This window comes from Cellulosimicrobium sp. So1_17, assembly GCF_055181235.1.
Genome location: NZ_CM143702.1, coordinates 2,985,241 through 3,009,342, shown reverse-complemented (window position 1 = coordinate 3,009,342; position 24,102 = coordinate 2,985,241). Strand labels below are relative to the sequence as shown.

Sequence of the window (24,102 nt, the reverse complement as noted above, 5' to 3'; positions counted from 1 at the left end):
GATCAGGCAGAGAGCTCGGTGCGGCCCTTGCGACGGCGGGCAGCCAGGATGGCGCGGCCGGCACGGGTCCGCATACGCAGCCGGAAGCCGTGGGTCTTCGCACGGCGCCGGGTGTTCGGCTGGAAGGTCCGCTTGCTCACGAGGTACTCCAAGAACGTCGGGGAGGTACACCGTCTATGTCCTCGACGATGCAGTGACAGGCTCCGGTGGACCCTGTCGGTGGTTCGGGTGGCGCTGACGACAGGTTTCCCTCTCGTCGGCCGTCCTGGTGCGAGCAGCACGTGGACCGTGTGCAGCGCGCTGATCCTGTGGGAAAGCGCCTCGGCCGCAGCTCGACCCACGCTGACCACGCGGGCGCGCCAAGAGCACCTGGAACGGCTGTATGACGCTACGCTGCCGGATGTCCTCAGGTCAAACCAGCCCGGGTACGGCGAGGCCCTCACGACAGCACCACACCGATCCGATGGCGGCACCAGTCCCTACCGAGGCCTTGCCGCGTGGGTCGCCGGCCGTCCGCGAGGCCCGATCCTCACCTCGTCCCTCCTCGCGTCTTGACCTCAGCCGATTGTCACGCTAGTAACCCACAGCCTGTGGACAACTATGTGGATGAGGCCTTGACGTGGCACGATCGACCTCAGCACCACCCCCCAGACACCCGTCGACCCTCGCCACTCGCGCCTTCCGTCGCGCGGCCATCGCACGTCGACGCACACCCTCGACCTCGTGAGGACACCGCCCGTGGCGAACCCGGCCGACAGCATCGCCGACGTCTGGGCACAGACCCTGAGCATCCTCGAGGCGAGTCCGGACATCACCCCGCGCCAGATCGCGTTCATCCGCCTGGCGAAGCCGCTCGCGATCCTCGACGACACCGTCTTCATCGCCGTTCCCCACGAGCAGACGCGTACCTATCTCGAGACCAGGGTCCGCGACGAGCTGGTGAACGCCATGTCGTCGTGCCTCGGCAGGGACGTCCGCTTCGGCATCACCGTCGACCCCGAGCTGAGCTCGGAGCCCGTCCTGGCGCCTGCCTCACGGCCCGCCGTCGAGCGCCCGTACGTCGACCCGGACGACGACCTCCCCGACCTTGCGCCACCGCCTCCTCCTCGTCCACAGGCCGAACCGAGCCGGCTCAACCCCAAGTACGTCTTCGAGACGTTCGTCATCGGCTCGTCCAACCGGTTCGCGCACGCCGCAGCCGTGGCGGTCGCCGAGGCACCCGCCAAGGCGTACAACCCGCTCTTCATCTACGGCGACTCGGGTCTGGGCAAGACGCACCTCCTCCACGCGATCGGGCACTACGCCCACAACCTGTACCCCAACGTCCGGGTGCGGTACGTGAACTCGGAGGAGTTCACCAACGACTTCATCAACTCGATCGGTGAGGGCAAGGCGGGAGCGTTCCAGCGCCGCTACCGGGACGTCGACGTCCTCCTCATCGACGACATCCAGTTCCTGCAGGGCAAGGAGCAGACGATGGAGGAGTTCTTCCACACCTTCAACGCCCTCCACAACGCGAACAAGCAGGTCGTCATCACGTCCGACCTGCCGCCCAAGCAGCTCAACGGTTTCGAGGACCGCCTGCGGTCCCGGTTCGAGTGGGGCCTCATCACCGACGTCCAGCCGCCGGACCTCGAGACGCGCATCGCCATCCTGCGCAAGAAGGCGAGCAGCGAGCGGCTCAACGCCCCCGACGACGTGCTGTCGTACATCGGCTCGCGCATCTCGACGAACATCCGAGAGCTCGAGGGCGCCCTCATCCGGGTGACCGCCTTCGCGAACCTCAACCGTCAGCAGGTGGACCTGCCGCTGGCGGAGATCGTCCTCAAGGACCTCATCACGGACGAGGACTCCGCGGAGATCACACCGGCCGCGATCATCGCGCAGACCGCGGCCTACTTCGGTCTGACCATCGAGGACCTCTGCGGCAGCTCCCGCTCCCGGGTCCTCGTGACGGCCCGGCAGATCGCCATGTACCTGTGCCGCGAGCTGACGGACCTCTCGCTGCCGAAGATCGGTCAGCAGTTCGGCGGCCGCGACCACACGACGGTGATGCACGCGAACCGCAAGATCACCGAGCAGATGGCGGAGCGGCGCTCGACCTACAACCAGGTCACGGAGCTCACGAGCCGTATCAAGCAGCAGCACCGCGGCTGACCGTCGGCACGTCCGTCGCCGTCGGACCGTCCGCCACCACCACCCGCGGACGTCACCGTCGCTGTGGTCACCCCTTCCCCGCGCCCACCTCGTCGGGACCTCCAGCGCTTCTGCAGCCCTGCTGCACGACCGCGTCACCCGTGGCAGAGGACAGCGTGATGCATGCCACGGCACCGTGTGGCCGGTCCTCGTCGCGCCCGCGGACCGACTCGTCTGCTCTCCCGTCCCGCCGTGGCTCGGCACGAGCGGCCGCGTCGAGGTCCGTCGTGCACACGGTGTGGGCGGAGATATCCACACCCATCCACAGGACACCTGTGGGCAACCACATCGTTCGAACCGCAGCCGTCCGAGCCGACCACACCGTCACGATCCCCACCCGGGACGAGCGAGATCACCGCGTTTTCCCACATCATGCTGTGGATGACCGCTCCACGGGCGGACTGCTCCTCCCCGATGGGTGTACACAGTTGTGCATCTCGCTGTGGATAACTGTGGACGACGGGCCTCCAGGTGTGGACAGAGCACCTCCGCTCGGTGGACAGGGTGTGGGGAAAGATGCGCCGCCCACAGGCCGCGCGACTTACCCACACCCTGCCCACGGCCCGGTCCACACCCAGAAGTAGCCTCTGACCTGCCCAAAGACCCGTTTTCCACCGTTTGCACAACCCCTATGACGACGACGAACGATCTATCAGGGAGAAATTTCGAGCGCCTTCATCAGGCCGGGACGAGCGACCGTGCCGCACCCTGCCGAGATCTCACCGGCCACCGCCACCACCGTCCACGTCCCCGACGCTCCCGGTTCCTCCCCAACGTCGTCCTCGCGTACTGTTCATGCTGGACAGGACGTTCTTCCCCACCCCCGCCGAGATCCCGACCGCACCATCCGGACGCACCGCGCACGCCGCCGTCGAGCGGGCGCCGGTACCCCGGTCCTGACGCACAGGGCGGCACCGGCTGGCACGGGCGAGCAGGGACGTCCGGCACGTGTGAAGATCAGTCCGATCCTGGACGTGGGGACGAGAGGGTGTGGGATGAAGTTCCGGGTTGAGCGTGATGTCCTGGCCGACGCGGTGACCTGGACGGCGCGAACCCTGCCGACCCGTCCCCCTGCTCCCGTCCTCGCCGGGGTCCGCCTCGAGGCCGACGCCTCGGGCACGATCGGTCTCTCGAGCTTCGACTACGAGGTGTCCGCACGTTCGGAGATCCCCGCCGAGGTGAGCGAACCGGGCACGGTCCTCGTCTCGGGGCGTCTGCTGGCCGAGATCTCCCGCGCGCTGCCGGCGAAGCCGGTCGACGTCGTCCTCGAGGGCACCAAGGTCATCGTGACGTGCGGTGCGAGCCGGTTCACGCTCCTGACGATGCCGGTCGAGGAGTACCCCGCCCTCCCGGCGATGCCCGAGCTGACCGGCACGGTCTCCGGTGACGAGCTCACCCACGCCGTCGCCCAGGTCACCGTCGCCGCGAGCCGCGACGACACGCTGCCCCTCCTCACAGGGGTCCGGGTGGAGATCGAGGGTGAGCGCATCACGCTGCTCGCGACCGACCGGTACCGCCTCGCGCTGCGTGAGCTCACCTGGACGCCCGTCACGCCCAGCTACTCGGCGGTCGCGCTGGTGCGGGCGCGCACGCTCAACGACGTCGCGAAGTCGCTCGGCGGCTCGGGCCTCGTGAACGTCGGCCTGAACACGGGTGCCGGCGTCGACCTCATCGGCTTCGAGGCGGGCGGCCGCCACACGACCTCGCAGCTCGTCGACGGCGACTACCCCGCGGTGCGCCGTCTCTTCCCCGACGAGACGCCGATCCACGCCGTCGTCCCCACCGCGCCCCTCATCGACGCCGCGAAGCGCGTCTCGCTCGTCGCGGAGCGCAACACCCCGATCCGCCTGTCGTTCACGGACGGCCAGGTCGTCCTCGACGCCGGGCAGGGTGACGACGCACAGGCGTCCGAGGCTCTCGAGGCCGTTCTCGTCGGCGAGGAGATCTCGGTGGCCTTCAACCCCCAGTTCCTGCTCGACGGCCTGGGCGCGCTCGGCACGGACTTCGTCCGACTGAGCTTCACGCACCCGAACAAGCCGGTCGAGTTCACCGGGCAGGAGTCCCTGGACGGCGAGGACTCGTCCGCCTACCGCTACCTGCTCGTCCCCATCCGCTTCGCCGGCTGAGGCACCCGCCCGACAGCGCACCACACGGACCCGGAGGACTCGCATGGTCACCCGCATCGGACTCGTCGGCCTGGGCAAGATGGGCAACAACATGCGCGAGCGCGTCCGCGCCGCGGGTATCGAGGTCACGGGGTACGACCCTCGGCCGGAGGTGTCCGACGTCGCGTCGCTCGCCGACCTCGTGGCCGCCCTGCCGACGGACGGTCCGAGGATCGTGTGGGTCATGGTCCCGGCGGGCGACCCCACGCGTGGCGTCGTCACGGAGCTGGGCGAGCTGCTCGGTGCGGGCGACGTCGTCATCGAGGGCGGCAACTCGTACTACCAGGAGGACCAGGCGAGGGCCGCTGAGCTGGCGCACAAGGGCGTCGGCTATCTCGACGTCGGCGTGTCCGGCGGCGTCTGGGGCCTCGAGAACGGCTACGGGCTCATGGTCGGCGGGGAGAAGGATCTCGTCGACGCCGCGATGCCGGTGTTCGACGCCCTGCGCCCCGAGGGACCGCGCGAGGAGGGCTTCGTCCACTCGGGCGGGGTGGGCGCGGGCCACTTCGCGAAGATGGTCCACAACGGCATCGAGTACGGCCTCATGCAGGCGTACGCGGAGGGCTACGAGCTGCTCGCCGCGAAGGACCTCGTCACCGACGTGCACGGCACGATGAAGGCGTGGACGCGCGGCACGGTCGTCCGCTCGTGGCTGCTCGACCTCTTTGTCAAGGCGCTCGAGGAGGACCCGCAGCTCACCGCGATCGACGACTGGGTCGACGACTCGGGCGAGGGGCGCTGGACCGTCGACGAGGCGATCGACAACGCGGTCCCGCTCCCGGTCATCTCGTCCGCACTCTTCGCGCGGTTCGCGTCGCGCCAGGAGCAGTCCCCCGCGCTCAAGGCGGTCGCGGCGCTGCGGCAGCAGTTCGGCGGGCACGCCGTCAAGGCGGCCGGACCGGCCTCACCCGGCGCGGGCCCGCTCGAGCCGCCCGCCTGACCCGCGCGGTCACGCGACGCCGGCCCGACCCCGACGAGCTCTACCCGAGAAGACCATGTACGTCTCCCACCTGTCCCTCGTCGACTTCCGCTCCTACGAGACGGTCGACGTCGAGCTCGAACCGGGCGTGAACGCCCTGGTCGGGCCCAACGGGCAGGGGAAGACGAACCTCGTCGAGGCGATCGGCTACGTCGCGACGCTGGCGAGCCACCGGGTCGCAGGGGACGTCGCCCTCGTCCGCGCGGGCGCCCCACGCGCCGTCGTGCGGACCCGCGTGGTGCGCGGGGAGCGAGCGAGCACGGTCGAGATCGAGCTCAACCCGGGGAAGGCCAACCGCGCGCGCATCAACCGCTCCCCTGCCGCCCGCCCCCGCGACGTCCTGGGGGTGCTCCGCACGGTCCTGTTCGCCCCGGAGGACCTGGCCCTCGTGAAGGGCGACCCCGACGGTCGTCGTCGTTTCCTCGACCAGCTCGCCGTCCTCCTGGTGCCGCGCGTGTCCGCGCTCCTCGCCGACTACGACAGGGTCCTGCGGCAGCGTGGCGCGCTGCTGAAGTCCGCGTCGGCGCTGCGCGGCAAGGGCAGGGGACGCCCGTCGCGCGCGTCGGAGCCGCCCGTGCCCGACGACGGTGCGGGCCTCGCGCAGGCGGGCGGCACGGAGGCCGCCCTCGCCACCCTCGACGTGTGGGACACGCGCCTCGCGAGCCTCGGCGCCGAGATCACCGCCCTGCGGCTCCAGCTCGTCGCCGCGCTGACGCCCTACGTCGCGCACGCCTACGAGCAGGTGAGCGCAGGGCAGGGAGAGGCGCTCGTCGCCTACCGGTCGTCGGTCGACGAGGCGCTCGGGGAGGCGACAGCGTACGCGGGCGGGACCGAGGCACCGGTGGGCGTCGTGGCGGGTGACGGTCCGACGTCGGGCATCCCCGAGGTGGCGACGCTCGAGAAGCGCATGCTGGATGCCATGCGCGAGGTACGGACGAAGGAGATCGAGCGCGGGGTGAACCTGGTGGGCCCGCACCGGGACGACCTCGTCCTGACGCTGGGCGGTCTGCCCGCCAAGGGCTATGCGAGCCACGGGGAGTCGTGGTCGTTCGCTCTCGCGCTGCGCCTCGCGTCCTACCGGCTGCTCAAGGACGGTGCTCCCGCAGGGCTCGACTCGCTCCTGTGGGCGGACCAGTGGGGCCCCGACGGCGAGCCCGTCCTCGTGCTCGACGACGTGTTCGCCGAGCTCGACACGCGACGTCGCGACCGCCTCGCCGAGCTCGTCGCGGGCGCGGGACAGGTCGTCATCACCGCGGCGGTCGCCGAGGACGTCCCGGCGATCCTCGACGGCGCACGCTTCGCCGTCCAGGACGGGACGGTGACCCGTGTCGACGCCTGACGACGAGAGCTCGTCGGCCCAGGGCCGCGCGGAGCCGGACGACCGTGGCGGACGCGACGACGACGACACCCGCGCTCCGCGAGCGACGGGCATCCCCGTCGGGCACGTGGTGGACCTGACACCGCCCGCGGAGGTCGCGCGCCAGGCGCTCAACCGGGCGAAGGCGGCCGCGCGCGCCAAGGGTCTGCGGCCCGGTCAGGAGCCCCGTCGTCGGATCCTGGCGGACTCTCCGACGTCGGGAGCGCGTCCGAGCGGTCGTGACCCGCAGCTGCTCTCGGACGTCCTGGCGCACCTGCTGCGGGAGCGCGACTGGGTCGCGGACGTGTCGGTCGGCGGCGTGATCGGCCGCTGGCGCCAGGTGGTCGGCGACCAGGTCGCCGACCACTGCGAGCCGGAGACCTTCGAGGACAAGGTCCTCGTGGTGCGCGCGGACTCGACGGCGTGGGCGACCCAGGTGCGGCTGCTCGTCCCCCGCCTGCTCGAACGTCTGGCGCAGGAGGTCGGCGAGGGGGTCGTCGAGAGCGTCACGGTGCTGGGCCCGGCGGGGCCCAGCTTCCGCCGGGGGAAGCGCGCCGTCCGCGGCCCAGGGCCTCGCGACACCTGGGGCTGACGGCCGGGGTACGGCGGAGGCCCGCCGCGACACACGTCGCGACGGGCCTCCGGGTTCGACCGGTGTGCGTGGGCCGGTGATCAGGCCTGCACGCGGCGCCGCAGCCAGAACACGAGCGCGCCGCCCGCGACGAGCAGCACGGCGAACGTCGCGGCACCCGCGACGGTCGTACCCGTGGAGGCGAGCTCGTCGTCGTCCCCGGCGCTCACGAGAGTGACGTCCTCGGCCGCGACGGGAGCGACCGGCGGGTTCGCGCACTCGCTCGACGCCGGCGGGTAGTCGACCACCGTCTGGTACGAGGGGTTCACCTCGAACAGCACCTGGACACCTTCGCGCGTCCACGCGAAGTTGCCCTCGGTCTGCGTGTACGAGCCGTCCTCGTTGCGGACGTACCCGGGCCACTGCTTCGGCTCGGTCGCCGACGCGCCGGGCCACAGGATGCTGCCCGACAGCGGCTGGTCCGTCACGACGTAGTTCTCGCCTCCGCTGGGGTGCAGGAACGTGATCGTCAGCGGGGTGTCACCCTCGGCCTCGACGCCCTCGGGCAGGGCGACCGCGTAGCCCAGGTACGGGACGTCGGCCTCGCAGACGGCCTCGATCGCGCCGGGGACCAGGGCGCACTCCTCGGCGGTGGGCAGGAGCTGGTCGACCGGGTACAGCAGGCCGTCGTCCGTGGCGGTGTACCCGGCGAGGTCGTCGCCGAAGACGCGCCCCTCGGTCGGGGTCGCGAGGATCCCGGCGTCCGTGACGAGGTACGTCACGTCCGCGGTGTTCGCCGGGGCGACGAGGCTCGTCGAGTCCGCACCGCACACCGTGACGGGGGCGGGCGCCTCGGGGACGACGACGACCGGCTCGTCGAGGTCCTCGGCGGGCGGGACGGGAGGCGTCGCGCAGTCCTCCGCGGCCGGGAGCTCGACGCCGAGGTCGGACAGCTCCTGGTGGGTCCAGTCGACGAGGCGGCCGTCCATCGACGACCCGTCGGGGTAGGTGATGTTCTGCGGCATCGTGTACTCGTCCGGTCCGCCGCGCAGGAGGTCCTGCTGGACGCCCCAACCGAGGCAGAGGTCGACATCGTCGAGCAGCGTCGTCTCGGGCAGCTCGGTGAACCAGTGCTGGTCGTTGCGGAGCTCGTCCTCGGACAGCGTGAGCGTCTTGGTCCCGAGGAGCTCCTGCTCGCCAGAGTTCTCCCAGGCCGCCGGCTTCGCCGCGTCCAGCTTGGGGTACAGGTAGATGCCCACCTGCACCTCGTCGCCCTCGACGGGGGCGCAGGCAGTCGTCGTGCCCTCGTCGGACCAGTCGAACCGGCTGTCGTCGGACGCGTCGACGGAGATGCTCCAGGAGTGGTCGACGGTCGGGTCGAGCTCGAACGACGCCTCGTAGGAGCGGCCGAAGCGCTCCTCGGCGACGGTCGTGCCGTCGACGACGACGGTGACCTCGTTGCCCTTCTTCGCATACGCCCACAGGCGGACGTCGAGCGACTCGCAGTCTGCCCTGACGTCAGGGGTGTGGGCCGAGGCGGGGGCGGCGGTGGCGACGAGCAGCCCGCCGAGGGCGAGCGCCGTGGTCAGGGCGCCCGCGAGGAGTCTCTTCACTGGGGGAGGTGTCCCTTCGGGGTGGGGCCGACCGCTTCGCCGCGGCCGACGTGCACAAGAGGATCGTGTGTGGTAGTCAACCATCTTCCTCGCAAAAAGCCGATTCCCCCAGATACCTGATGAGCGGTAGCGAAACGGGCAGGCATGCAGCCCCACACCTTCTCGGGCCACGGCCCTGCGGGACCTCCCGCCGAACGGCGCGCGCGGTGCACAGAGCCCTGTGGGCAAGGCTGTGGACAACAATGTGGAGAAACTCCGGGCACAGGATGCGGAACAGGCCGTGGAGATGCGCACGAGCTGTCCCCGGGACGCCGAAGATCCGCGGTTTTCGGCTCGTTCCAGGTAGACTGGGAGGGTCATTCCGGGTCGTCTCACCGACCGTCCACGCAACCCTCCGCCGAGGTCGGCGCCGGCCACCACCGGCACGGCTCTCACGCGAGGGGACAGCGGCGTCGACGGCCGGTCGAGGGCCCGGAACCTATGAGCCGTCGACGACCGTCCTGCAGCGGGATACGGCCGGATCCTGGCCGGATCCGCGCCCCTTCCCGCCGCGGCAGCCGTCGTCGCGCGCGACGACGAGGAGCAGTCCTGCCCGTGGCAGATCACACCGACACCGCCCAGCCCGTCTCCGCGGCACCCGCCGACGGAGCACCTCCCGCAGGCGGTGGCTACGACGCGAGCAACATCACCGTCCTCGAAGGTCTCGAGGCGGTCCGCAAGCGTCCCGGGATGTACATCGGCTCGACGGGCGAACGAGGGCTCCACCACCTGGTGTACGAGGTTGTGGACAACTCTGTGGACGAAGCCCTCGCGGGGCATGCGGACACCATCGACGTGACACTTCTCGCGGACGGAGGTGTACGAGTCGTCGACAACGGTCGAGGGATCCCCGTCGCGATGCACCCGACCGAGGGCAAGCCGACCGTGGAGGTCGTCATGACCATCCTCCACGCCGGTGGAAAGTTCGGCGGGGGCGGCTACGCCGTGTCCGGCGGCCTCCACGGCGTCGGCATCTCCGTGGTCAACGCGCTGTCCCGCCACGTCGTGACCGAGGTGCGGCGCGACGGCTACTCGTGGCGCCAGGAGTTCGGGGACGGCGGCAAGCCCCTCACCGGGCTCGAGCGGGGCGAGGCGACGACCGCCACGGGCACGACCCAGACCTTCTGGGCGGACCCGGAGATCTTCGAGACCACAGAGTTCGACTTCGAGACGCTGCGCGCCCGGTTCCAGCAGATGGCCTTCCTCAACAAGGGACTGCGCATCAACCTGACCGACGAGCGTCCCGCGCACCTCGACACGGGCGACGAGGTCACGGGTGCGGACCCGGAGGAGGGTGACGAGGCCTCGTCCGAGGCTCCTGCACCGAAGGCGCGGACCGTGTCGTACAAGTACGACGGCGGTCTCGTGGACTACGTGAAGCACCTCAACTCCGCGAAGAAGGTCGAGCTCGTCCACCCCGACGTCATCGACTTCGAGTCCGAGGACACGGAGCGGCGCATCTCCGTCGAGATCGCCATGCAGTGGACCGGCTCCTACTCGGAGTCCGTGCACACCTACGCGAACACCATCTCGACGACCGAGGGCGGCACGCACGAGGAGGGCTTCCGCGCGGCCATGACGTCCCTCGTCAACCGCTACGCGCGGGACAAGGGCATCCTCAAGGAGAAGGACGACAACCTCACCGGTGACGACATCCGCGAGGGGCTGACCGCCGTCGTCTCCGTGAAGCTCGGCGAACCGCAGTTCGAGGGCCAGACCAAGACGAAGCTCGGCAACACCGAGGCGAAGACGTTCGTCCAGCGCGTCGTCAACGAACGGCTGGTCGACTGGTTCGACTCGCACCCCACCGAGGGCCGCGACGTCATCCGCAAGGCGATCCAGGCGTCGCAGGCCCGTCTCGCCGCCCGCAAGGCGCGCGAGGCGACGCGCCGCAAGGGCCTGCTCGAGTCCGGCGGCATGCCGGGCAAGCTGCGCGACTGCCAGTCGAACCGCGCCGAGGAGTGCGAGATCTTCATCGTCGAGGGCGACTCCGCGGGTGGCTCCGCAGTGCGCGGGCGCAACCCCGACAAGCAGGCGATCCTCCCCATCCGCGGCAAGATCCTCAACGTCGAGCGCGCGCGCCTCGACCGGGCCCTGTCCAACCAGGAGGTCCAGTCGATCATCACGGCGTTCGGCACCGGGATCGGCGAGGACTTCGACCTCGCCAAGCTCCGGTACCACAAGATCGTGCTCATGGCCGACGCCGACGTCGACGGCCAGCACATCGCGACGCTCCTGCTCACGCTGCTGTTCCGCTACATGCGGCCCCTCATCGAGAACGGCCACGTGTACCTCGCGCAGCCGCCGCTGTACCGGCTCAAGTGGTCCAACGCGCCGCACGACTACGTGTACTCCGACCGGGAGCGCGACGCGTTCCTCGCGCAGGGCCAGGCCGCCGGCAAGCGGATCCCCAAGGAGAACGGCATCCAGCGCTACAAGGGTCTCGGCGAGATGGACTACTCCGAGCTGTGGGACACGACCATGGACCCGGAGCACCGCACGCTCAACCAGGTGACCCTGGACGACGCCGCCGCCGCGGACGAGATCTTCTCCGTCCTCATGGGCGAGGACGTCGAGTCGCGACGGAACTTCATCCAGCGCAACGCCAAGGACGTGCGTTTCCTTGACATCTGAGCCGCTGGTCGAGGGTGCGCGTGTGTGCCGGGCCGAGGCTCTCCGGGGCGGCCGCGCCGGGTCTATCATCCGCGTCCTCGTTCCTCGGCCGCTCCCGCCAGACCCGCCACGACCCGGCGCGGCCGCCCCTCCGGCCCCGGTCCGGCACGGTCGCGCAGGCGGCGCGCCCTGCACGGGGCCGTCCATGACGCGGCGCACGGCGACAGCAGCACGACGAGAAGACGACGAACGAGGTAGATCGTGACCGACGAGCAGAACCCCGAGACCGAGCCTGCGGTTCCCGGCGACGGGGCCGAGGAGATCGTGCACGCCGACGGGACGGCCGTCGCGGTGCACCACGGGCGCATCGAGCAGGTGGACCTGCAGCTCGAGATGCAGCGGTCGTACCTCGACTACGCCATGAGCGTCATCGTCGGGCGCGCGCTGCCCGACGTGCGCGACGGTCTCAAGCCGGTGCACCGGCGCGTGCTGTACGCGATGTACGACGGCGGGTACCGGCCGGACAGGTCGTTCTCGAAGTGCTCGCGCGTCGTCGGCGACGTCATGGGCAAGTTCCACCCGCACGGCGACACCGCGATCTACGACGCCCTCGTGCGGCTCGTGCAGGACTGGTCGCTGCGCTACCCGCTCGTCGCCGGCCAGGGGAACTTCGGGTCACCGGGCAACGACCCGGCGGCCGCCCCGCGATACACCGAGTGCCGCATGGCTCCGCTGGCCATGGAGATGGTCCGGGACATCGACAAGGACACGGTCGACTTCCAGGACAACTACGACGGCCGCACGCAGGAGCCGGCGGTCCTGCCCGCCCGGTTCCCGAACCTGCTGGTCAACGGCTCGGCGGGCATCGCCGTCGGCATGGCGACGAACATCCCGCCGCACAACCTGCGCGAGGTCGCGGAGGGCGTGCAGTGGCACCTCGACCACCCGGACGCGAGCCGCGAGGAGCTGCTCGCCGCGCTCCTCCTGCGGATCAAGGGGCCGGACTTCCCGACGGGCGCCACGATCCTCGGGCACAAGGGCATCGAGGAGGCGTACCGCACCGGGCGCGGCTCCGTCACGATGCGCGCCGTCGTCAACGTGGAGGAGATCCAGGGACGGATCTGCCTGGTCGTCACGGAGCTTCCGTACCAGGTCAACCCCGACAACCTCGCCGCGAAGATCGCGGACCTCGTCAAGGAGGGCCGCGTGCAGGGCATCGCGGACATCCGCGACGAGACGTCGGGCCGCACCGGGCAGCGCCTCGTCGTCGTGCTCAAGCGCGACGCCGTCGCCAAGGTCGTCCTCAACAACCTGTACAAGCACACCCAGCTCCAGGACACGTTCGGCGCGAACATGCTGGCGCTGGTCGACGGCGTGCCGCGCACGCTGAGCCTCGACGCGTTCATCCGCCACTGGACGGCGCACCAGCTCGACGTCGTCGTGCGGCGCACGCAGTACATGCTCCGCGAGGCCGAGAAGCAGATCCACATCTACCGCGGTTACCTCAAGGCGCTCGACGCGCTCGACGAGGTCATCGCGCTCATCCGTCGCTCGCCTGACGCCGACCAGGCCCGCGAGGGCCTCATGGCGCTCCTCGACGTGGACGAGATCCAGGCGACGGCGATCCTCAACATGCAGCTGCGGCGTCTCGCCGCGCTGCAGCGCCAGGAGATCGTCGACCAGCACGACAAGCTGCAGCGCGAGATCCTCGAGTACGAGGCGATCCTCGCGTCGCCCGAGCGGCAGCGGGCGATCGTCGGCGACGAGCTGCGCGAGATCGTGGACCGGTACGGCGACGAGCGCAGGACGACGATCCTGCCCTTCGACGGGGAGGTCTCGATCGAGGACCTCATCGCCGAGGAGGAGATGGTCGTCACGATCACGCGCGGCGGGTACGCCAAGCGGACGCGCAGCGACAACTACCGGTCGCAGCGACGGGGCGGCAAGGGCGTACGGGGGACGCAGCTGCGCGAGGACGACATCGTCGACCACTTCTTCGTGACGACGACGCACCACTGGCTGCTGTTCTTCACCAACCTCGGCCGCGTCTACCGGGCCAAGGCGTACGAGCTGCCCGAGGGCAGCCGGGACGCGAAGGGTCAGCACGTCGCGAACCTCCTCGCCTTCCAGCCGGGCGAGAAGATCGCGCAGGTCCTCGACCTGCGGGACTACGCGGCGGCGGAGTACCTCGTGCTCGCCACACGGCGCGGGCTGGTGAAGAAGACGCGGCTCACCGAGTACGACTCGCCCCGCTCGGGCGGCCTCATCGCGATCAACCTACGAGAGGACGACGCGGGCACGCCCGACGAGCTCGTCTCGGCCCGGCTCGTGGACTCGACGGACGACCTCATCCTCGTCTCGCGCAAGGGCCAGTCGATCCGCTTCACGGCCGACGACGACGCGCTGCGCCCGATGGGACGCGCGACGTCGGGCGTGACGGGCATGAAGTTCCGCGAGGACGACGAGCTGCTCTCGGCGGACGTCGTCGAGGAGGGTGCGGACCTGTTCGTCGTGACCGAGGGCGGCTTCGCCAAGCGCACACGGCTCGGCGAGTACCGGGTCCAGGGACGTGGCGGTCTGGGCATCAAGGTCGCCAACCTTGTCGAGGCTCGTGGAGATCTTGTGGGGGCACTGGTCACGGACTCCGACGACGAGGTCCTCGTCATCATGGAGCGGGGGAAGATCGTCCGGTCGGCAGTCGACGAGGTCAACCTCACGGGTCGCAACACCCAGGGCGTGACCTTCGCGAAGCCGGACAAGGGGGACCGCATCATCGCCGTCGCCCGGAACGTCGAGCGTCGTCTCGGAGAGGATCGGGATACCGTGGGCGAGGAGAGCACGTCGAACGACTCCGCCCCGGAGACCGACCAGAGCGCCACGGCCGAGGAGGCCGGTGGGACCGACACGGCGCACGGAACCACCGAGGAAGCCAGATGAGCACCGAGAACAACGCACCGCCGGCGATCACGCCGAGGCTGACAGTGCCGCGCCCTGACACGAGCACTCCGCCTCCTCCGCCTCCTCCGCCGTCCTCGACGGAGAGCAACGGCAGCTCCGGCAACGGGACGTCCGGCAACGGCACGTCCGGTCACCGGACGGCGGGCAACGGGTCTGCGGGCAACGGCTCTGCCCAGGTCGCAGGCCCGTCGGACGGCATGGAGGTCGCGTCCGGCGAGAGCCGCGTCGCGGTCGCCCGAGCCGGTGCGGTGAAGGCTGCGGCCGCGGCGATCGCGGCTGCGAAGTCGGCGGCCAAGAAGGTGTCCGCGTCCGTCCCGGCCGCCCCGGCGGAGACCACGCACGACGACGAGATCGACGATCGGACGGTAAAGCGCGTGACCACGACGTCAGCTCCCGCGTCGGTGGGCGCCGCTGCGCCGTCCACGGCGACGAACGGCTCCTCCACGGGCTCCTCGTCGATGCACTACTCCGCGGCCGGGGTCACCGGCACCGCGAACCCGGTGACGGGGGCGACCCCGACGGCGTCGACCGCGACGGGCGCGACCCCGACGGTCCGTCACGACGGACCGCGTCGCGTGCGGCTGTCGGTCTCCCGCGTCGACCCGTGGTCGGCCATGAAGCTCGGCTTCCTGCTGGCGGTCGCGATCGGCATCATGACCGTCGTGGCGACCGCGGTCGTCTGGTACGTCCTCGACGGGATGATGGTCTTCCAGAAGGTGCAGGACTTCGTCACGCAGATCGCGGGCGAGGAGAGCAACGTCGACATGCTGCAGTTCGTCGAGTTCGGGCGCGTCATCTCCGTCGCCACCCTGCTCGGCGTGGTCAACGTGGTGATCATCACGGCTCTGTCGACGATCATGGCGTTCCTGTACAACATCGTCGCTGCTCTCGTCGGTGGCGTGCACCTGACGCTGACCGACGACTGACGCCCGAGCGCTCCGGGAGAGTGTCGGAGCCCGGTCTCGGTTTGGGCGTCCGGCCTCCCGTGGGGTAATCTCAATCGCTGCCTGCGTGCGGAACAGCTCCTGACCTGGTGTCGGAGCCTGTCTCGCTGCCGGCGAACGGGCCTATAGCTCAGACGGTTAGAGCGCTTCCCTGATAAGGAAGAGGTCAGAGGTTCAAGTCCTCTTAGGCCCACTGCCGAACCCACTCGAGGGGGAACGTGATGAAGAAGCTCCTGGTCCTTCTGCTCGCTGCCGGCGCCGGCTACCTCCTGTGGCGCAAGTACTCGGAGGACAACGCCGAGCGCGACCTGTGGGCAGAGGTCACCGACACGTTCGAGTGATCTCTACGGCTCGACACCTCCGGCCCTCGGCCGGAGATCCCGGGGCCATGGCGCAATTGGTAGCGCACCTGCTTTGCAAGCAGGGGGTTGGGGGTTCGAGTCCCCCTGGCTCCACGTCCCGAACAGCACGAAGGCCCCGCACCTCACGGTGCGGGGCCTTCGTCGTCCCTCCCGGGACGGCGGGCGAGCCGCCGTCCCGGGAACCGGCCTCAGGCGTCGTCGGCCTTGTCCGCGGCGTCCGCGGCCTTGGTCTCGGCGGCCTCACGGGCCTTCTTCGCCGCCTGCTCGACGTGCTCCGCCGCCTTGTCGGCGTCACCCCCGGCGGTCGTCTCCGTCGTGTCGGCGGGGACGGCCGAGGCGGTGCCTGCGGCGTTCTTCGCGGTGCCTCGCGTCCGGCTCGTCGCCTTCTTCGCGGCGTCCTTGGCGTCGCCGACGGCGTCCGTGACGCGGTCGCTGACGTCTTCGCGGACCTCCGCGGCACGCTCGGCGATCTTGTCGGTCGCCTCGCGTCCCTTGGCGACGGCTGCGCCTGCCGCCTCCCCGAGCGTCTCGGCGGCGTCCCCGACGGCGTGGCGCGCGTCGCCCACCACGTCGTCGAAGCGCACCTGCTGCTCCTCCTGCTCCCAGGGCTCGGCCCAGGGGTCGGTGGTGGGCTGCGACCGGCGGTACAGCACGTAGCCGACGCCGGCGGCGGTGACGCCGCCGGCGATCCACCACAGCGTCTTGCCCTTGCTGCCCGACGCGTCGCTCTCCGCGGCCTTCTTGCTCGCCGCGTCCGCGACCTCGGCGAACTTCCTGCTCGCCTTGTCGGCAGCCTTGTCGGCGGCCTTCGCCGCCTTCTTGCCCGCCTTGCCCGACGACTTCTTCGCCTGCTTGGCAGCGTCCTCGGCGGCCTTCTTCGCCTGCTTCGCGAGCTTGCGGCCCTTCCGACCGCTGGCGGCCGCCGCGGCAGCGGTCGCTGCTGCGGCATCGTCGGCGGCGCGCTGCGCGGCCTCGGAGGCGCTGGCCGCCGCGGCGTTGAAGCTCGCGACGATCTTCGGCAGCACGTCGTCGACGATCTTGTCGTGCGCCGTGTCGATCACCGGTGCGGCCTTGTCCGCCGCCTTCTCGACGCGCGGTGCCGCGGCCTGGATGCTGTCCTGCCACGCCTTCTCGACGCGCGGCTGCAGCCATTCGAGGAACGCCTCGACCTTCGGGGTGCTCCACTCCTTGGCGTGGACCGCCGCGTCCTTCGCCTGGTCCGCGAGCTGGACCGCCGCGCTCTGTGCCGATGCGGCGGCGACGGCCGCCTGGTCCTTGATCTTCTCGGTGTCCAGCGAGTCGATCGTCTCCTTGATCGGGCTGGACCCTGAGCGAGAACGAGTCATGCGCGCTCCTCGGGTGTCGTCGTCCGGGTGGACGAGTGGTGGAAGGTCACGATTCCGCCCACTCTGCCACCAGCGAGGCCCGCCCGCGAGATGTCCCGCGCATCGGCGTCGGACGGGTACCGCGCGGGTGTCGTGGGAAGATGGTGGGCATGTTCGCAACCCTTCACACGACCGCTGGTGACATCCGGATCGAGCTCCTGCCGAACCACGCCCCGAAGACGGTGGCGAACTTCGTCGGGCTCGCCCAGGGCACGAAGTCCTGGTCGGATCCCCGCACCGGCGCCGAGCGCACCGAGCCGTTCTACGACGGCCTGATCTTCCACCGCGTGATCTCCGACTTCATGATCCAGGGCGGGTGCCCGCTCGGGACGGGTACCGGCGGCCCGGGCTACACGTTCAACGACGAGATCCACCCCGAGCTGCAGTTCGACGAGCCGTACCTGCTGGCCATGGCCAACGCGGGGCTCCGCCGCAACCCGGTGACGGGCGAGGTCGAGGGCACCAACGGTTCCCAGTTCTTCATCTCGACGGTCGCCACGCCGTGGCTCAACGGCAAGCACACGATCTTCGGCACCGTGGCGGACGACGCCTCGCGCGCGGTCGTCGACGGGATCAACAACACGCCGACGCGTCCGGGCGACCGCCCGCAGGAGGACATCGTCATCAGCTCCGTCACCATCGAGGACTGATCATCTCGCAGCCACCGGTACCCCCGGGTCCCCCGGGACCTCCCGCGTACGGGACGGCCGGGCCGCACGACGGCCCCGCCGTCCCGCCCGTGTGCCCGCGGCACCCCGACCGCGTCTCCTACGTCCGCTGTCAGCGGTGCGGCAGGCCGACGTGCCCGGAGTGCCAGCGCCCCGCGGCAGTGGGGATCCAGTGCGTCGACTGCGTGCGCGAGGCGTCCCGCAACGCGCCGGAGCAGCGCACGGTGCTCGGCGGGAAGGTGCGCGGTGGCCCGCCGGTCGTGACCTTCACGATCATCGGGCTGTGCGTCGTCAGCTGGATCCTGCAGCTCGTCACCGGTGGCGAGTGGACCCGCATGCTGGCGTTCGCCCCCGTGGTCGGCGAGCAGGACCCGTACCGCTTCCTCACGGCCGCGTTCCTGCACTCGACCAGCCCGGTCCACATCCTGTTCAACATGTACGCCCTGTGGATCACCGGGCCGTTCCTGGAACAGATGCTGGGCCGCTGGCGGTTCACCGCGCTGTACCTGCTGTCGGCGCTCGGTGGTTCGGTCGGCTACCTCGTGCTCGCCGGCGGGCCCACCGAGCAGGCCTGGTACACGGCCGTCGTCGGTGCCTCCGGTGCCGTCTTCGGGCTCTTCGGCGCGATCCTGCTCGTGCTGCGCCGCACGGGTCGCAACGCGATGCAGATCGTCGTCCTCATCGGCATCAACTTCGCGATCGGCCTGTTCTTCCCCGGTATCGCGTGGCAGGCGCACCTCGGCGGACTGGTCGTGGGTGTGCTCCTCGGGCTCGCGTACGCGTACGCGCCGAGGGCACAGCGCACCCTGGTGTCGGTCGGTGCCACGGCGGTCGTCACCCTGGCCCTGATCCTCACGGCATGGCTGACGTACCGGTCCGTCGCTCTCCCCGCCGGGTTCGTCGGCTGACCGTCGCGGAGTTGTCCACAGGTTTGTTCACAGGTGTGGAACGAACTACGTGTGTGTCATTCCGCCGGCGGACCAGCGTCCTGGGCTCGCTACTTCCAGCGTGTGGTGAGCGCGAAGCCGGCGATGATGAATGCGAACCCGACCCCGAGGTTCCAGGCACCGAGCGCCGGGATCGGCAGCTGCGCCGAGCCGCTGAGGTAGAACAGCACGATCCAGGCGAGGCCCAGGAGCATCAGCCCGAGCATGGTCGGGACGAGCCAGCGCGGGTTCCCGGTGTCGGGCTTGGGCTGGCGTGGCTCGCGGGCCGGGCGCGCCGGCTTCTTGCGGGACTTCGACTCGGGCACGAGGGATGGCTCCTGTCCTGGTGGTTCCTGCCGCCGTCGTGCAGGAACCGTGCGTGGCTCGGGTGGACGTCGTCGACGGGCGGTCGCGGTCCGGGCCTCTTGCCCGGGTCGCGGCAGTCGTCCCGTCCGTGGACGGCGTTCGTCGTCTAGCGTAGTGGGCGCACACAATAGACCACGCCACCGGGTGCCGGACGATCGCCGTCCGACCGCGGTCCGCACACCGTCGACCACCGTCGAGCACCTGTCGAGCACCGCACCGAGCGCAGGAAGGATGGGCGCATGAGCACCGAGCAGGCACCCGCGCCCGCACCCTCGCGCGCCCGGCGCTGGCGGTCCGCGCTGACCGTCGCCTTCGTGCTGGCCCTCGCCGGCCTGATGTTCACCGCGAACGCACGGCTCGCCCGCGGCGAGGAGAGCCGGCACCCCGAGAACCTGGCCCAGCTCGTCGACCGCGAGTCCGGTCGGGTCGCGGACCTCGCGGCCCAGGTGGACGCGCTCGACGACGAGATCGCGACGCTCTCGGCCGCGGACCCCGCGTCCGGCGCGGTGGACCCCGGGCTCGCGAGCCGGTCGGGCGTCGCCGCGGGAACCGTGGCCGTCAGCGGTCCGGGCGTCTCGGTCATGCTCGACGACGCCCCGCCCGAGGGGAGCTATCCCGCGTCGATCCGTCCGGACGACCTCGTGGTGCACCAGCAGGACATCCAGGCCGTCGTGAACGCCCTGTGGGCGGGCGGCGCGGAGGCGATGACCCTCCAGGGCCAGCGCGTCACGGCGACCTCGGCCTTCCGCTGCGCCGGCAACATCCTGCTCCTGCACGGACGCGTGTACTCGCCGCCGTACGTCGTGGAGGCCGTCGGCGACCCGCAGCAGCTCCGCGACGCGCTCGACCGCTCGGACCGGATCGACATCTACCAGGAGTACGTCGAGGCCGTGAACCTCGGCTGGGCGGTCGACGAGCACGACCGGATCGACATGCCGCGTTACGAGGGCGCCCTCGAGCTGAAGTTCGCGCGCTCCTCCTCGGGCACGTCCGCACCGGACGACACCCCGGAGACGGACGACGACCGGCCCGGCGAGGTCGCCCCGTGAGCACGTTCACCGCACCGCCGATCCGGCACCGTTCCGGCGGACGGTCTCGACGCGGCGGGCCGGTCTCCGCCGTCGTCGGCGTGCTGGGCGAGGTCCTCATCACCCTCGGGGTCCTGCTCGGCCTGTACGTCGTGTGGCAGCTCTGGTGGACCGACGTCCAGGCCGACCGCGAGCAGGCGCAGATCCTCGCCGAGCTCGACGCCCCGGTCCCCGACGCGGACGACGTGGCGGTCCAGGTCCGCCGGGACGCTCCGCCCGTCATGGAACCACCTGCCGCCGGCGAGGTCTTCGGCACGCTGCACGTCCCCCGCTGGGACGACGCCGTCATGCCGATGGCGGAGGGCACCGACAAGCGCGCGATCCTCGACAAGGCCATGGCCGGCCACTACCCCGAGTCCGTCATGCCCGGCGACATCGGCAACTTCGCGCTCGCCGGTCACCGGATGACGTACGGCGCGATCTTCCACCGTGCCGAGGAGCTGCAGGTCGGCGACCCGATCGTCGTCGAGGCGAACGACACCTGGTACGTGTACCGCGTGACGCACCTGCAGGCGGTGCAGCCGGACCAGGTCGAGGCCGTCGCGCCCGTCCCGTGGGAGCCCGGCGTGGAGCCCACCGAGCGGTACCTGACGCTCACGACGTGCCACCCCATCGGTCTCAACTCGCTCCAGGCGCGCTTCATCGTCAACGCGAAGCTCGACTACTGGCTGCCCGTCGCGGACGGCACGCCGCCGGACCTCGTGGGCCAGACCGCACCGACCGACGGGAGCGCATGATGTACGGGGCGTTGTGGCGCATCCTGCCGGGGCCCGCGTGGGTCCGGGTGCTCCTGCTGCTGGTCCTCGCGGCCGCCGTCGTGCTGGCGTGCTTCGAGTGGCTGTTCCCGATCGTCGCCGAGCGCATGCCGTTCAACGACCCCAACGTCCAGACGGGCGCCGCCGGCAGCCTGACGGAGGCAGGAGTGACCCCGAGATGACCCGCATCCTCGTCGTCGACAACTACGACTCGTTCGTCTACACGATCGTCGGCTACCTCGACCAGCTCGGGGCGCAGACGGTCGTCGTGCGCAACGACGCCGTCCCCGAGCCGGACGCCGACGGCGTCTTCCGCGACGCCGACGGCACGCCCTTCGACGGCGTGCTGGTCTCCCCCGGGCCCGGCACCCCGAAGGAGGCCGGGCAGAGCGAGCAGGTCATCCGTGCGTGCGCCACGTCGCGCACGCCGATGCTCGGCGTGTGCCTCGGCCACCAGGCCCTCGCCGAGGTGTACGGCGCCACCGTCACGCACGCCCCGGAGCTCATGCACGGCAAGACGAGCCTCGTCGAGCACGACGGCGCAGGGGTCCTGGGCGGGCTCCCCGAGCCCTTCACGGCGACGCGGTACCACTCGCTCGCCGTCGTGCGGGACACCGTCCCGGGCGTGCTCGAGGTCACGGCGGAGACGGCGGGCGGGGTCGTCATGGGTCTGCAGCACCGCGACCTGCCGTTGCACGGCGTCCAGTTCCACCCGGAGTCCGTGCTCACCGAGGGCGGTCACCGCCTGCTCGCCAACTGGCTCGAGGCGTGCGGACTCGACGGCGCCGTCGAGCGGTCCGCGGGCATGGCGCCCCTCGTGCGGCAGTGACCTCCGGGTGGCGCTTCCCGGACCGGGAACGCCGCTACCTCGCCGACAGCAGTCCCCCCTAGGACCGTGCACGACAGGACCGTGCACGACGCCGGCCCTCACCTTCCGAGGTGAGGGCCGGCGTGCTGCTGCGAGGGATCCAGGTGTGCGCCGTCAGGCTCGGGCGTCAGCCCTCGCCCTCGTCGCCGCCACCGTTGCCACCACCACCACCGCCGCCGTTGCCGCCGCCGCCGTTCTCGTCACCGGTGGCGGGCCCGGGGCCGGTCGAGACGATGAGCGAGACCTCGGTGCCCTCCGGGACCTCGGACCCGCCGCGCGGGTCCGAGCCGATGACGATGCCCGCAGGCCACGTCTCCGACTCCTGCGTCTGGCGGTTCGGTGACGGGTTCAACCCGGCGCCCCCCAGTGCCTCGTTCGCCTGCGCCTCCGTCATGCCCGCGAGGTTCGTCGGAACGGTGGTCGTCTCGACGGCCCGCGGGATCGCGACCGCGATCGTCACGTCGGAGCCCTGCGGGACCTGACCGGCGTTCGGCTGCTGCGACAGGACGGTGCCCTCGGCCTCGTCGGACTCGGTCTCCTCGACGACGGGGTTGAGGCCCAGGTCGGTGATCGCCGCCTCGGCGTCCTGCCGGTTCATCCCCACGAGCTCTCCGAGCTCGACGCGCCCGTCGGACGTGTAGAGCGTGACGGCGGAGTTCGCCGCGACCGTCTCGTTCGCGGCCGGCTCGCTGCGCGTCACGCTGCCCTCCGGCACGCTCGCGGAGTTCTCGGTGTTCACGGTGCCGACCGTGAGACCGGCGTCCGTGAGGAGCTGGCGCGCCTCGTCCTGGCTCCTGCCCGCGACGTCGGGCACCTGCACGCTGTCCGGGCCGGTGGAGAACCAGACGCTCACCTCGGTGCCTGGCGGGACGTCCTCCGCGCCCGCCGGGTCCTGGCGGACGAACTCGCCCTCGGGGATCTCGGCGCTCTGCTCGAGCACCGGCGTGAACTCGAGGTCGAGGTCCTCGAACAGCGCACGCGCCTCGTCCTCCGTCATCCCGGCCTGGACCGTGGGGACGGTGACGGTGTCGGGCTCGGCCGGCGGCCGGTTGAGCAGCCACAACGTGACGATCGCAGCGATCGCGAGGACACCGACCGCGATGAGGGTCCACATGAGGCCCTTGCGGCTCTTCTTCTCCTCCTCGTCCTCGCCGGGGACCTCGCCGGGCGGGACGGCGGGCGCTGCCGCCGTCGCCCACGGGGACGGCGGCGCGGCGGGGCTCATGACCTGGGTGGCCGACTCGACCATCGTCGGCTGCATGTCCGCCGCGGCGACGGCTCCCAGACCGGCGGCCGCTGCGGCGACGCCGAGGGACGGAGCGGTGATCGCCCCGCCGCGCACGGCGTTCTCGAGGTCGGCCCGGAACTCGGCCGCGCTCGAGTAGCGCGCCGTGCGCTCCTTGGCGAGCGCCTTGAGCGTGATGCGGTCGAGCACCTCGGGCACGTCGGGCGCGACGGCGCTCGGCGTGGCCGGGGCCTCGCGCACGTGCTGGTAGGCGACGGCGACGGGCGAGTCGCCGATGAACGGCGGGCGGCCCGTGAGGAGCTCGTAGAGCAGGCAGCCGGTCGAGTAGAGGTCGCTGCGTGCGTCGACGGTCTCGCCGCGCGCCTGCTCGGGCGACAGGTACTGCGCGGTCCCGATGACGGCGTGGGTCTGCGTCATGGTGGCCGCGGAGTCCGCGACGGCGCGCGCGATGCCGAAGTCCATGACCTTCACGGCACCCGTGGGCGTGATCATGACGTTGGCCGGCTTGATGTCGCGGTGCACGATGCCGGCGTGGTGCGAGTACTCGAGCGCCGCGAGCACGCCCGCCGTGATCTCGACGGCCTCGTCGATCGGCACGGCCTGGCCGTCGCGCAGGATGTCCCGCACGGTGTGGCCCTCGACGTACTCCATGACGATGAACGGGACGTGCACCGACGCGCCCTGAGTGTCGGTGTGCACGTCCTCGCCCGTGTCGTACACGGCCACGATCGCGGGGTGGTTCAGCGACGCGGCCGCCTGCGCCTCGCGGCGGAAGCGGGCCAGGAACGACGGGTCGCGCGCGAGGTCGGAGCGCAGGATCTTGATCGCGACGGTGCGTCCGAGCCGGGCGTCGTGGCCGATGTGCACCTCGGCCATGCCGCCGCGGCCGATGAGCTCACCGACCTCGTAGCGACCGGCAAGCACTCGGGGAGCGTTGTCCACCACTCATTCGTCCTTCGGAGTCGTCGGAGCCGCGGGCGCGTCCGCGCACGGCACATCTGGC

20 protein-coding genes and 2 tRNA genes are annotated in these 24,102 nt (G+C 70.9%); 17 read left to right on the top strand and 5 right to left on the bottom strand.

Annotated elements, in window-relative coordinates; translation table 11 throughout:
- Window positions 1–2: 2 nt before the first annotated feature.
- Window positions 3–140: a 50S ribosomal protein L34 gene (gene rpmH, locus ACZCLJ_RS13240; RefSeq protein WP_012880118.1), complete on the bottom strand. Its 138-nt coding sequence runs from the start codon at window positions 138–140 to the stop codon at window positions 3–5.
- A 583-nt stretch (window positions 141–723) separates the two neighbouring features.
- On the opposite strand from rpmH, the gene dnaA reads away from it, so the two are divergent.
- The 5 genes from dnaA to ACZCLJ_RS13215 all read left to right on the top strand — a co-directional run bounded on the left by dnaA (window position 724) and on the right by ACZCLJ_RS13215 (window position 7,289).
- Window positions 724–2,157, top strand: a complete 1,434-nt coding sequence (gene dnaA / locus ACZCLJ_RS13235) for a chromosomal replication initiator protein DnaA (RefSeq protein ID WP_463104029.1) — start codon at window positions 724–726, stop codon at window positions 2,155–2,157.
- A 1,034-nt stretch (window positions 2,158–3,191) separates the two neighbouring features.
- The gene (gene dnaN, locus ACZCLJ_RS13230; protein WP_251152957.1) at window positions 3,192–4,322 is read left to right on the top strand and encodes a DNA polymerase III subunit beta; all 1,131 of its coding nucleotides are present in this window, start codon (window positions 3,192–3,194) and stop codon (window positions 4,320–4,322) included.
- A 43-nt stretch (window positions 4,323–4,365) separates the two neighbouring features.
- The gene (gene gnd / locus ACZCLJ_RS13225) at window positions 4,366–5,301 is read left to right on the top strand and encodes a phosphogluconate dehydrogenase (NAD(+)-dependent, decarboxylating) (protein WP_251152958.1); all 936 of its coding nucleotides are present in this window, start codon (window positions 4,366–4,368) and stop codon (window positions 5,299–5,301) included.
- Window positions 5,302–5,356: 55 nt separating this feature from the next.
- The gene (locus tag ACZCLJ_RS13220; RefSeq protein WP_463104028.1) at window positions 5,357–6,679 is read left to right on the top strand and encodes a DNA replication/repair protein RecF; all 1,323 of its coding nucleotides are present in this window, start codon (window positions 5,357–5,359) and stop codon (window positions 6,677–6,679) included.
- A gap of 109 nt (window positions 6,680–6,788) precedes the next feature.
- The gene (locus ACZCLJ_RS13215; protein ID WP_463106409.1) at window positions 6,789–7,289 is read left to right on the top strand and encodes a DciA family protein; all 501 of its coding nucleotides are present in this window, start codon (window positions 6,789–6,791) and stop codon (window positions 7,287–7,289) included.
- Window positions 7,290–7,369: 80 nt separating this feature from the next.
- Here ACZCLJ_RS13215 and ACZCLJ_RS13210 read toward each other — a convergent pair whose 3' ends face one another.
- Window positions 7,370–8,881, bottom strand: a complete 1,512-nt coding sequence (locus ACZCLJ_RS13210; RefSeq protein WP_463104027.1) for a hypothetical protein — start codon at window positions 8,879–8,881, stop codon at window positions 7,370–7,372.
- A 594-nt stretch (window positions 8,882–9,475) separates the two neighbouring features.
- Between ACZCLJ_RS13210 and gyrB the strand changes: the two genes are divergently transcribed.
- The 6 genes from gyrB to ACZCLJ_RS13180 all read left to right on the top strand — a co-directional run bounded on the left by gyrB (window position 9,476) and on the right by ACZCLJ_RS13180 (window position 15,890).
- Window positions 9,476–11,554, top strand: a complete 2,079-nt coding sequence (gene gyrB, locus ACZCLJ_RS13205; RefSeq protein WP_285821147.1) for a DNA topoisomerase (ATP-hydrolyzing) subunit B — start codon at window positions 9,476–9,478, stop codon at window positions 11,552–11,554.
- Window positions 11,555–11,854: 300 nt separating this feature from the next.
- Window positions 11,855–14,470, top strand: a complete 2,616-nt coding sequence (gyrA, locus tag ACZCLJ_RS13200; protein ID WP_251153053.1) for a DNA gyrase subunit A — start codon at window positions 11,855–11,857, stop codon at window positions 14,468–14,470.
- Window positions 14,467–15,417: a DUF3566 domain-containing protein gene (locus ACZCLJ_RS13195; RefSeq protein ID WP_463104026.1), complete on the top strand. Its 951-nt coding sequence runs from the start codon at window positions 14,467–14,469 to the stop codon at window positions 15,415–15,417. The genes gyrA and ACZCLJ_RS13195 overlap by 4 nt, the downstream gene beginning before the upstream one ends.
- Window positions 15,418–15,554: 137 nt before the next feature.
- Window positions 15,555–15,628, top strand: a tRNA-Ile gene (locus ACZCLJ_RS13190).
- 28 nt (window positions 15,629–15,656) lie between these two features.
- Window positions 15,657–15,776 carry a DLW-39 family protein gene (locus tag ACZCLJ_RS13185; protein WP_251152963.1) on the top strand — a complete coding sequence of 40 codons (120 nt, stop codon included), beginning with the start codon at window positions 15,657–15,659 and terminating at the stop codon, window positions 15,774–15,776.
- A gap of 41 nt (window positions 15,777–15,817) precedes the next feature.
- Window positions 15,818–15,890, top strand: a tRNA-Ala gene (locus ACZCLJ_RS13180).
- Window positions 15,891–15,985: 95 nt separating this feature from the next.
- On the opposite strand, the gene ACZCLJ_RS13175 is transcribed toward ACZCLJ_RS13180, so the two are convergent.
- Window positions 15,986–17,143 carry a hypothetical protein gene (locus tag ACZCLJ_RS13175; protein ID WP_463104025.1) on the bottom strand — a complete coding sequence of 386 codons (1,158 nt, stop codon included), beginning with the start codon at window positions 17,141–17,143 and terminating at the stop codon, window positions 15,986–15,988.
- 149 nt (window positions 17,144–17,292) lie between these two features.
- Between ACZCLJ_RS13175 and ACZCLJ_RS13170 the strand changes: the two genes are divergently transcribed.
- Together ACZCLJ_RS13170 and ACZCLJ_RS13165 are read left to right on the top strand one after the other, a co-directional pair.
- A complete protein-coding gene (locus ACZCLJ_RS13170) occupies window positions 17,293–17,832 on the top strand; it encodes a peptidylprolyl isomerase (RefSeq protein ID WP_463104024.1) in 540 nt (179 codons plus the stop codon).
- A gap of 203 nt (window positions 17,833–18,035) precedes the next feature.
- Window positions 18,036–18,758 (top strand): rhomboid family intramembrane serine protease, encoded by a 723-nt coding sequence (locus tag ACZCLJ_RS13165; RefSeq protein WP_463104023.1) that lies wholly within the window; start codon window positions 18,036–18,038, stop codon window positions 18,756–18,758.
- An 89-nt stretch (window positions 18,759–18,847) separates the two neighbouring features.
- On the opposite strand, the gene ACZCLJ_RS13160 is transcribed toward ACZCLJ_RS13165, so the two are convergent.
- Complete coding sequence (locus tag ACZCLJ_RS13160; protein WP_251152967.1) at window positions 18,848–19,102, bottom strand: cell division protein CrgA; 255 nt, start codon at window positions 19,100–19,102, stop codon at window positions 18,848–18,850.
- Between the two features lie 279 nt (window positions 19,103–19,381).
- Here ACZCLJ_RS13160 and ACZCLJ_RS13155 point away from each other — a divergent pair, with 279 nt between their 5' ends.
- From ACZCLJ_RS13155 to ACZCLJ_RS13140, 4 genes are read left to right on the top strand one after another with little or no spacing between them, the layout of a single operon-like run.
- Complete coding sequence (locus ACZCLJ_RS13155) at window positions 19,382–20,191, top strand: DUF881 domain-containing protein (RefSeq protein ID WP_463104022.1); 810 nt, start codon at window positions 19,382–19,384, stop codon at window positions 20,189–20,191.
- Window positions 20,188–20,967: a class E sortase gene (locus ACZCLJ_RS13150; RefSeq protein ID WP_251152969.1), complete on the top strand. Its 780-nt coding sequence runs from the start codon at window positions 20,188–20,190 to the stop codon at window positions 20,965–20,967. The genes ACZCLJ_RS13155 and ACZCLJ_RS13150 overlap by 4 nt, the downstream gene beginning before the upstream one ends.
- A complete protein-coding gene (locus tag ACZCLJ_RS13145) occupies window positions 20,964–21,167 on the top strand; it encodes a hypothetical protein (protein WP_463104021.1) in 204 nt (67 codons plus the stop codon). The genes ACZCLJ_RS13150 and ACZCLJ_RS13145 overlap by 4 nt, the downstream gene beginning before the upstream one ends.
- The gene (locus ACZCLJ_RS13140) at window positions 21,164–21,814 is read left to right on the top strand and encodes an aminodeoxychorismate/anthranilate synthase component II (protein WP_251152970.1); all 651 of its coding nucleotides are present in this window, start codon (window positions 21,164–21,166) and stop codon (window positions 21,812–21,814) included. The genes ACZCLJ_RS13145 and ACZCLJ_RS13140 overlap by 4 nt, the downstream gene beginning before the upstream one ends.
- Window positions 21,815–21,980: 166 nt before the next feature.
- Here ACZCLJ_RS13140 and pknB read toward each other — a convergent pair whose 3' ends face one another.
- Window positions 21,981–24,044: a Stk1 family PASTA domain-containing Ser/Thr kinase gene (pknB, locus tag ACZCLJ_RS13135; protein ID WP_463104020.1), complete on the bottom strand. Its 2,064-nt coding sequence runs from the start codon at window positions 24,042–24,044 to the stop codon at window positions 21,981–21,983.
- Window positions 24,045–24,102 lie beyond the last annotated feature (58 nt).

Bases quoted from the DNA above. Each gene is read 5' to 3' on its own strand.
- ACZCLJ_RS13140 (WP_251152970.1), top strand. From the start codon at position 21,164: ATGACCCGCATCCTCGTCGTCGACAACTACGACTCGTTCGTCTACACG.
- ACZCLJ_RS13220 (WP_463104028.1), top strand. From the start codon at position 5,357: ATGTACGTCTCCCACCTGTCCCTCGTCGACTTCCGCTCCTACGAGACG.
- ACZCLJ_RS13175 (WP_463104025.1), bottom strand. From the start codon at position 17,143: ATGACTCGTTCTCGCTCAGGGTCCAGCCCGATCAAGGAGACGATCGAC.
- ACZCLJ_RS13170 (WP_463104024.1), top strand. From the start codon at position 17,293: ATGTTCGCAACCCTTCACACGACCGCTGGTGACATCCGGATCGAGCTC.
- ACZCLJ_RS13185 (WP_251152963.1), top strand. From the start codon at position 15,657: ATGAAGAAGCTCCTGGTCCTTCTGCTCGCTGCCGGCGCCGGCTACCTC.
- ACZCLJ_RS13155 (WP_463104022.1), top strand. From the start codon at position 19,382: ATGAGCACCGAGCAGGCACCCGCGCCCGCACCCTCGCGCGCCCGGCGC.
- gnd (WP_251152958.1), top strand. From the start codon at position 4,366: ATGGTCACCCGCATCGGACTCGTCGGCCTGGGCAAGATGGGCAACAAC.
- ACZCLJ_RS13145 (WP_463104021.1), top strand. From the start codon at position 20,964: ATGATGTACGGGGCGTTGTGGCGCATCCTGCCGGGGCCCGCGTGGGTC.
- ACZCLJ_RS13195 (WP_463104026.1), top strand. From the start codon at position 14,467: ATGAGCACCGAGAACAACGCACCGCCGGCGATCACGCCGAGGCTGACA.
- dnaN (WP_251152957.1), top strand. From the start codon at position 3,192: ATGAAGTTCCGGGTTGAGCGTGATGTCCTGGCCGACGCGGTGACCTGG.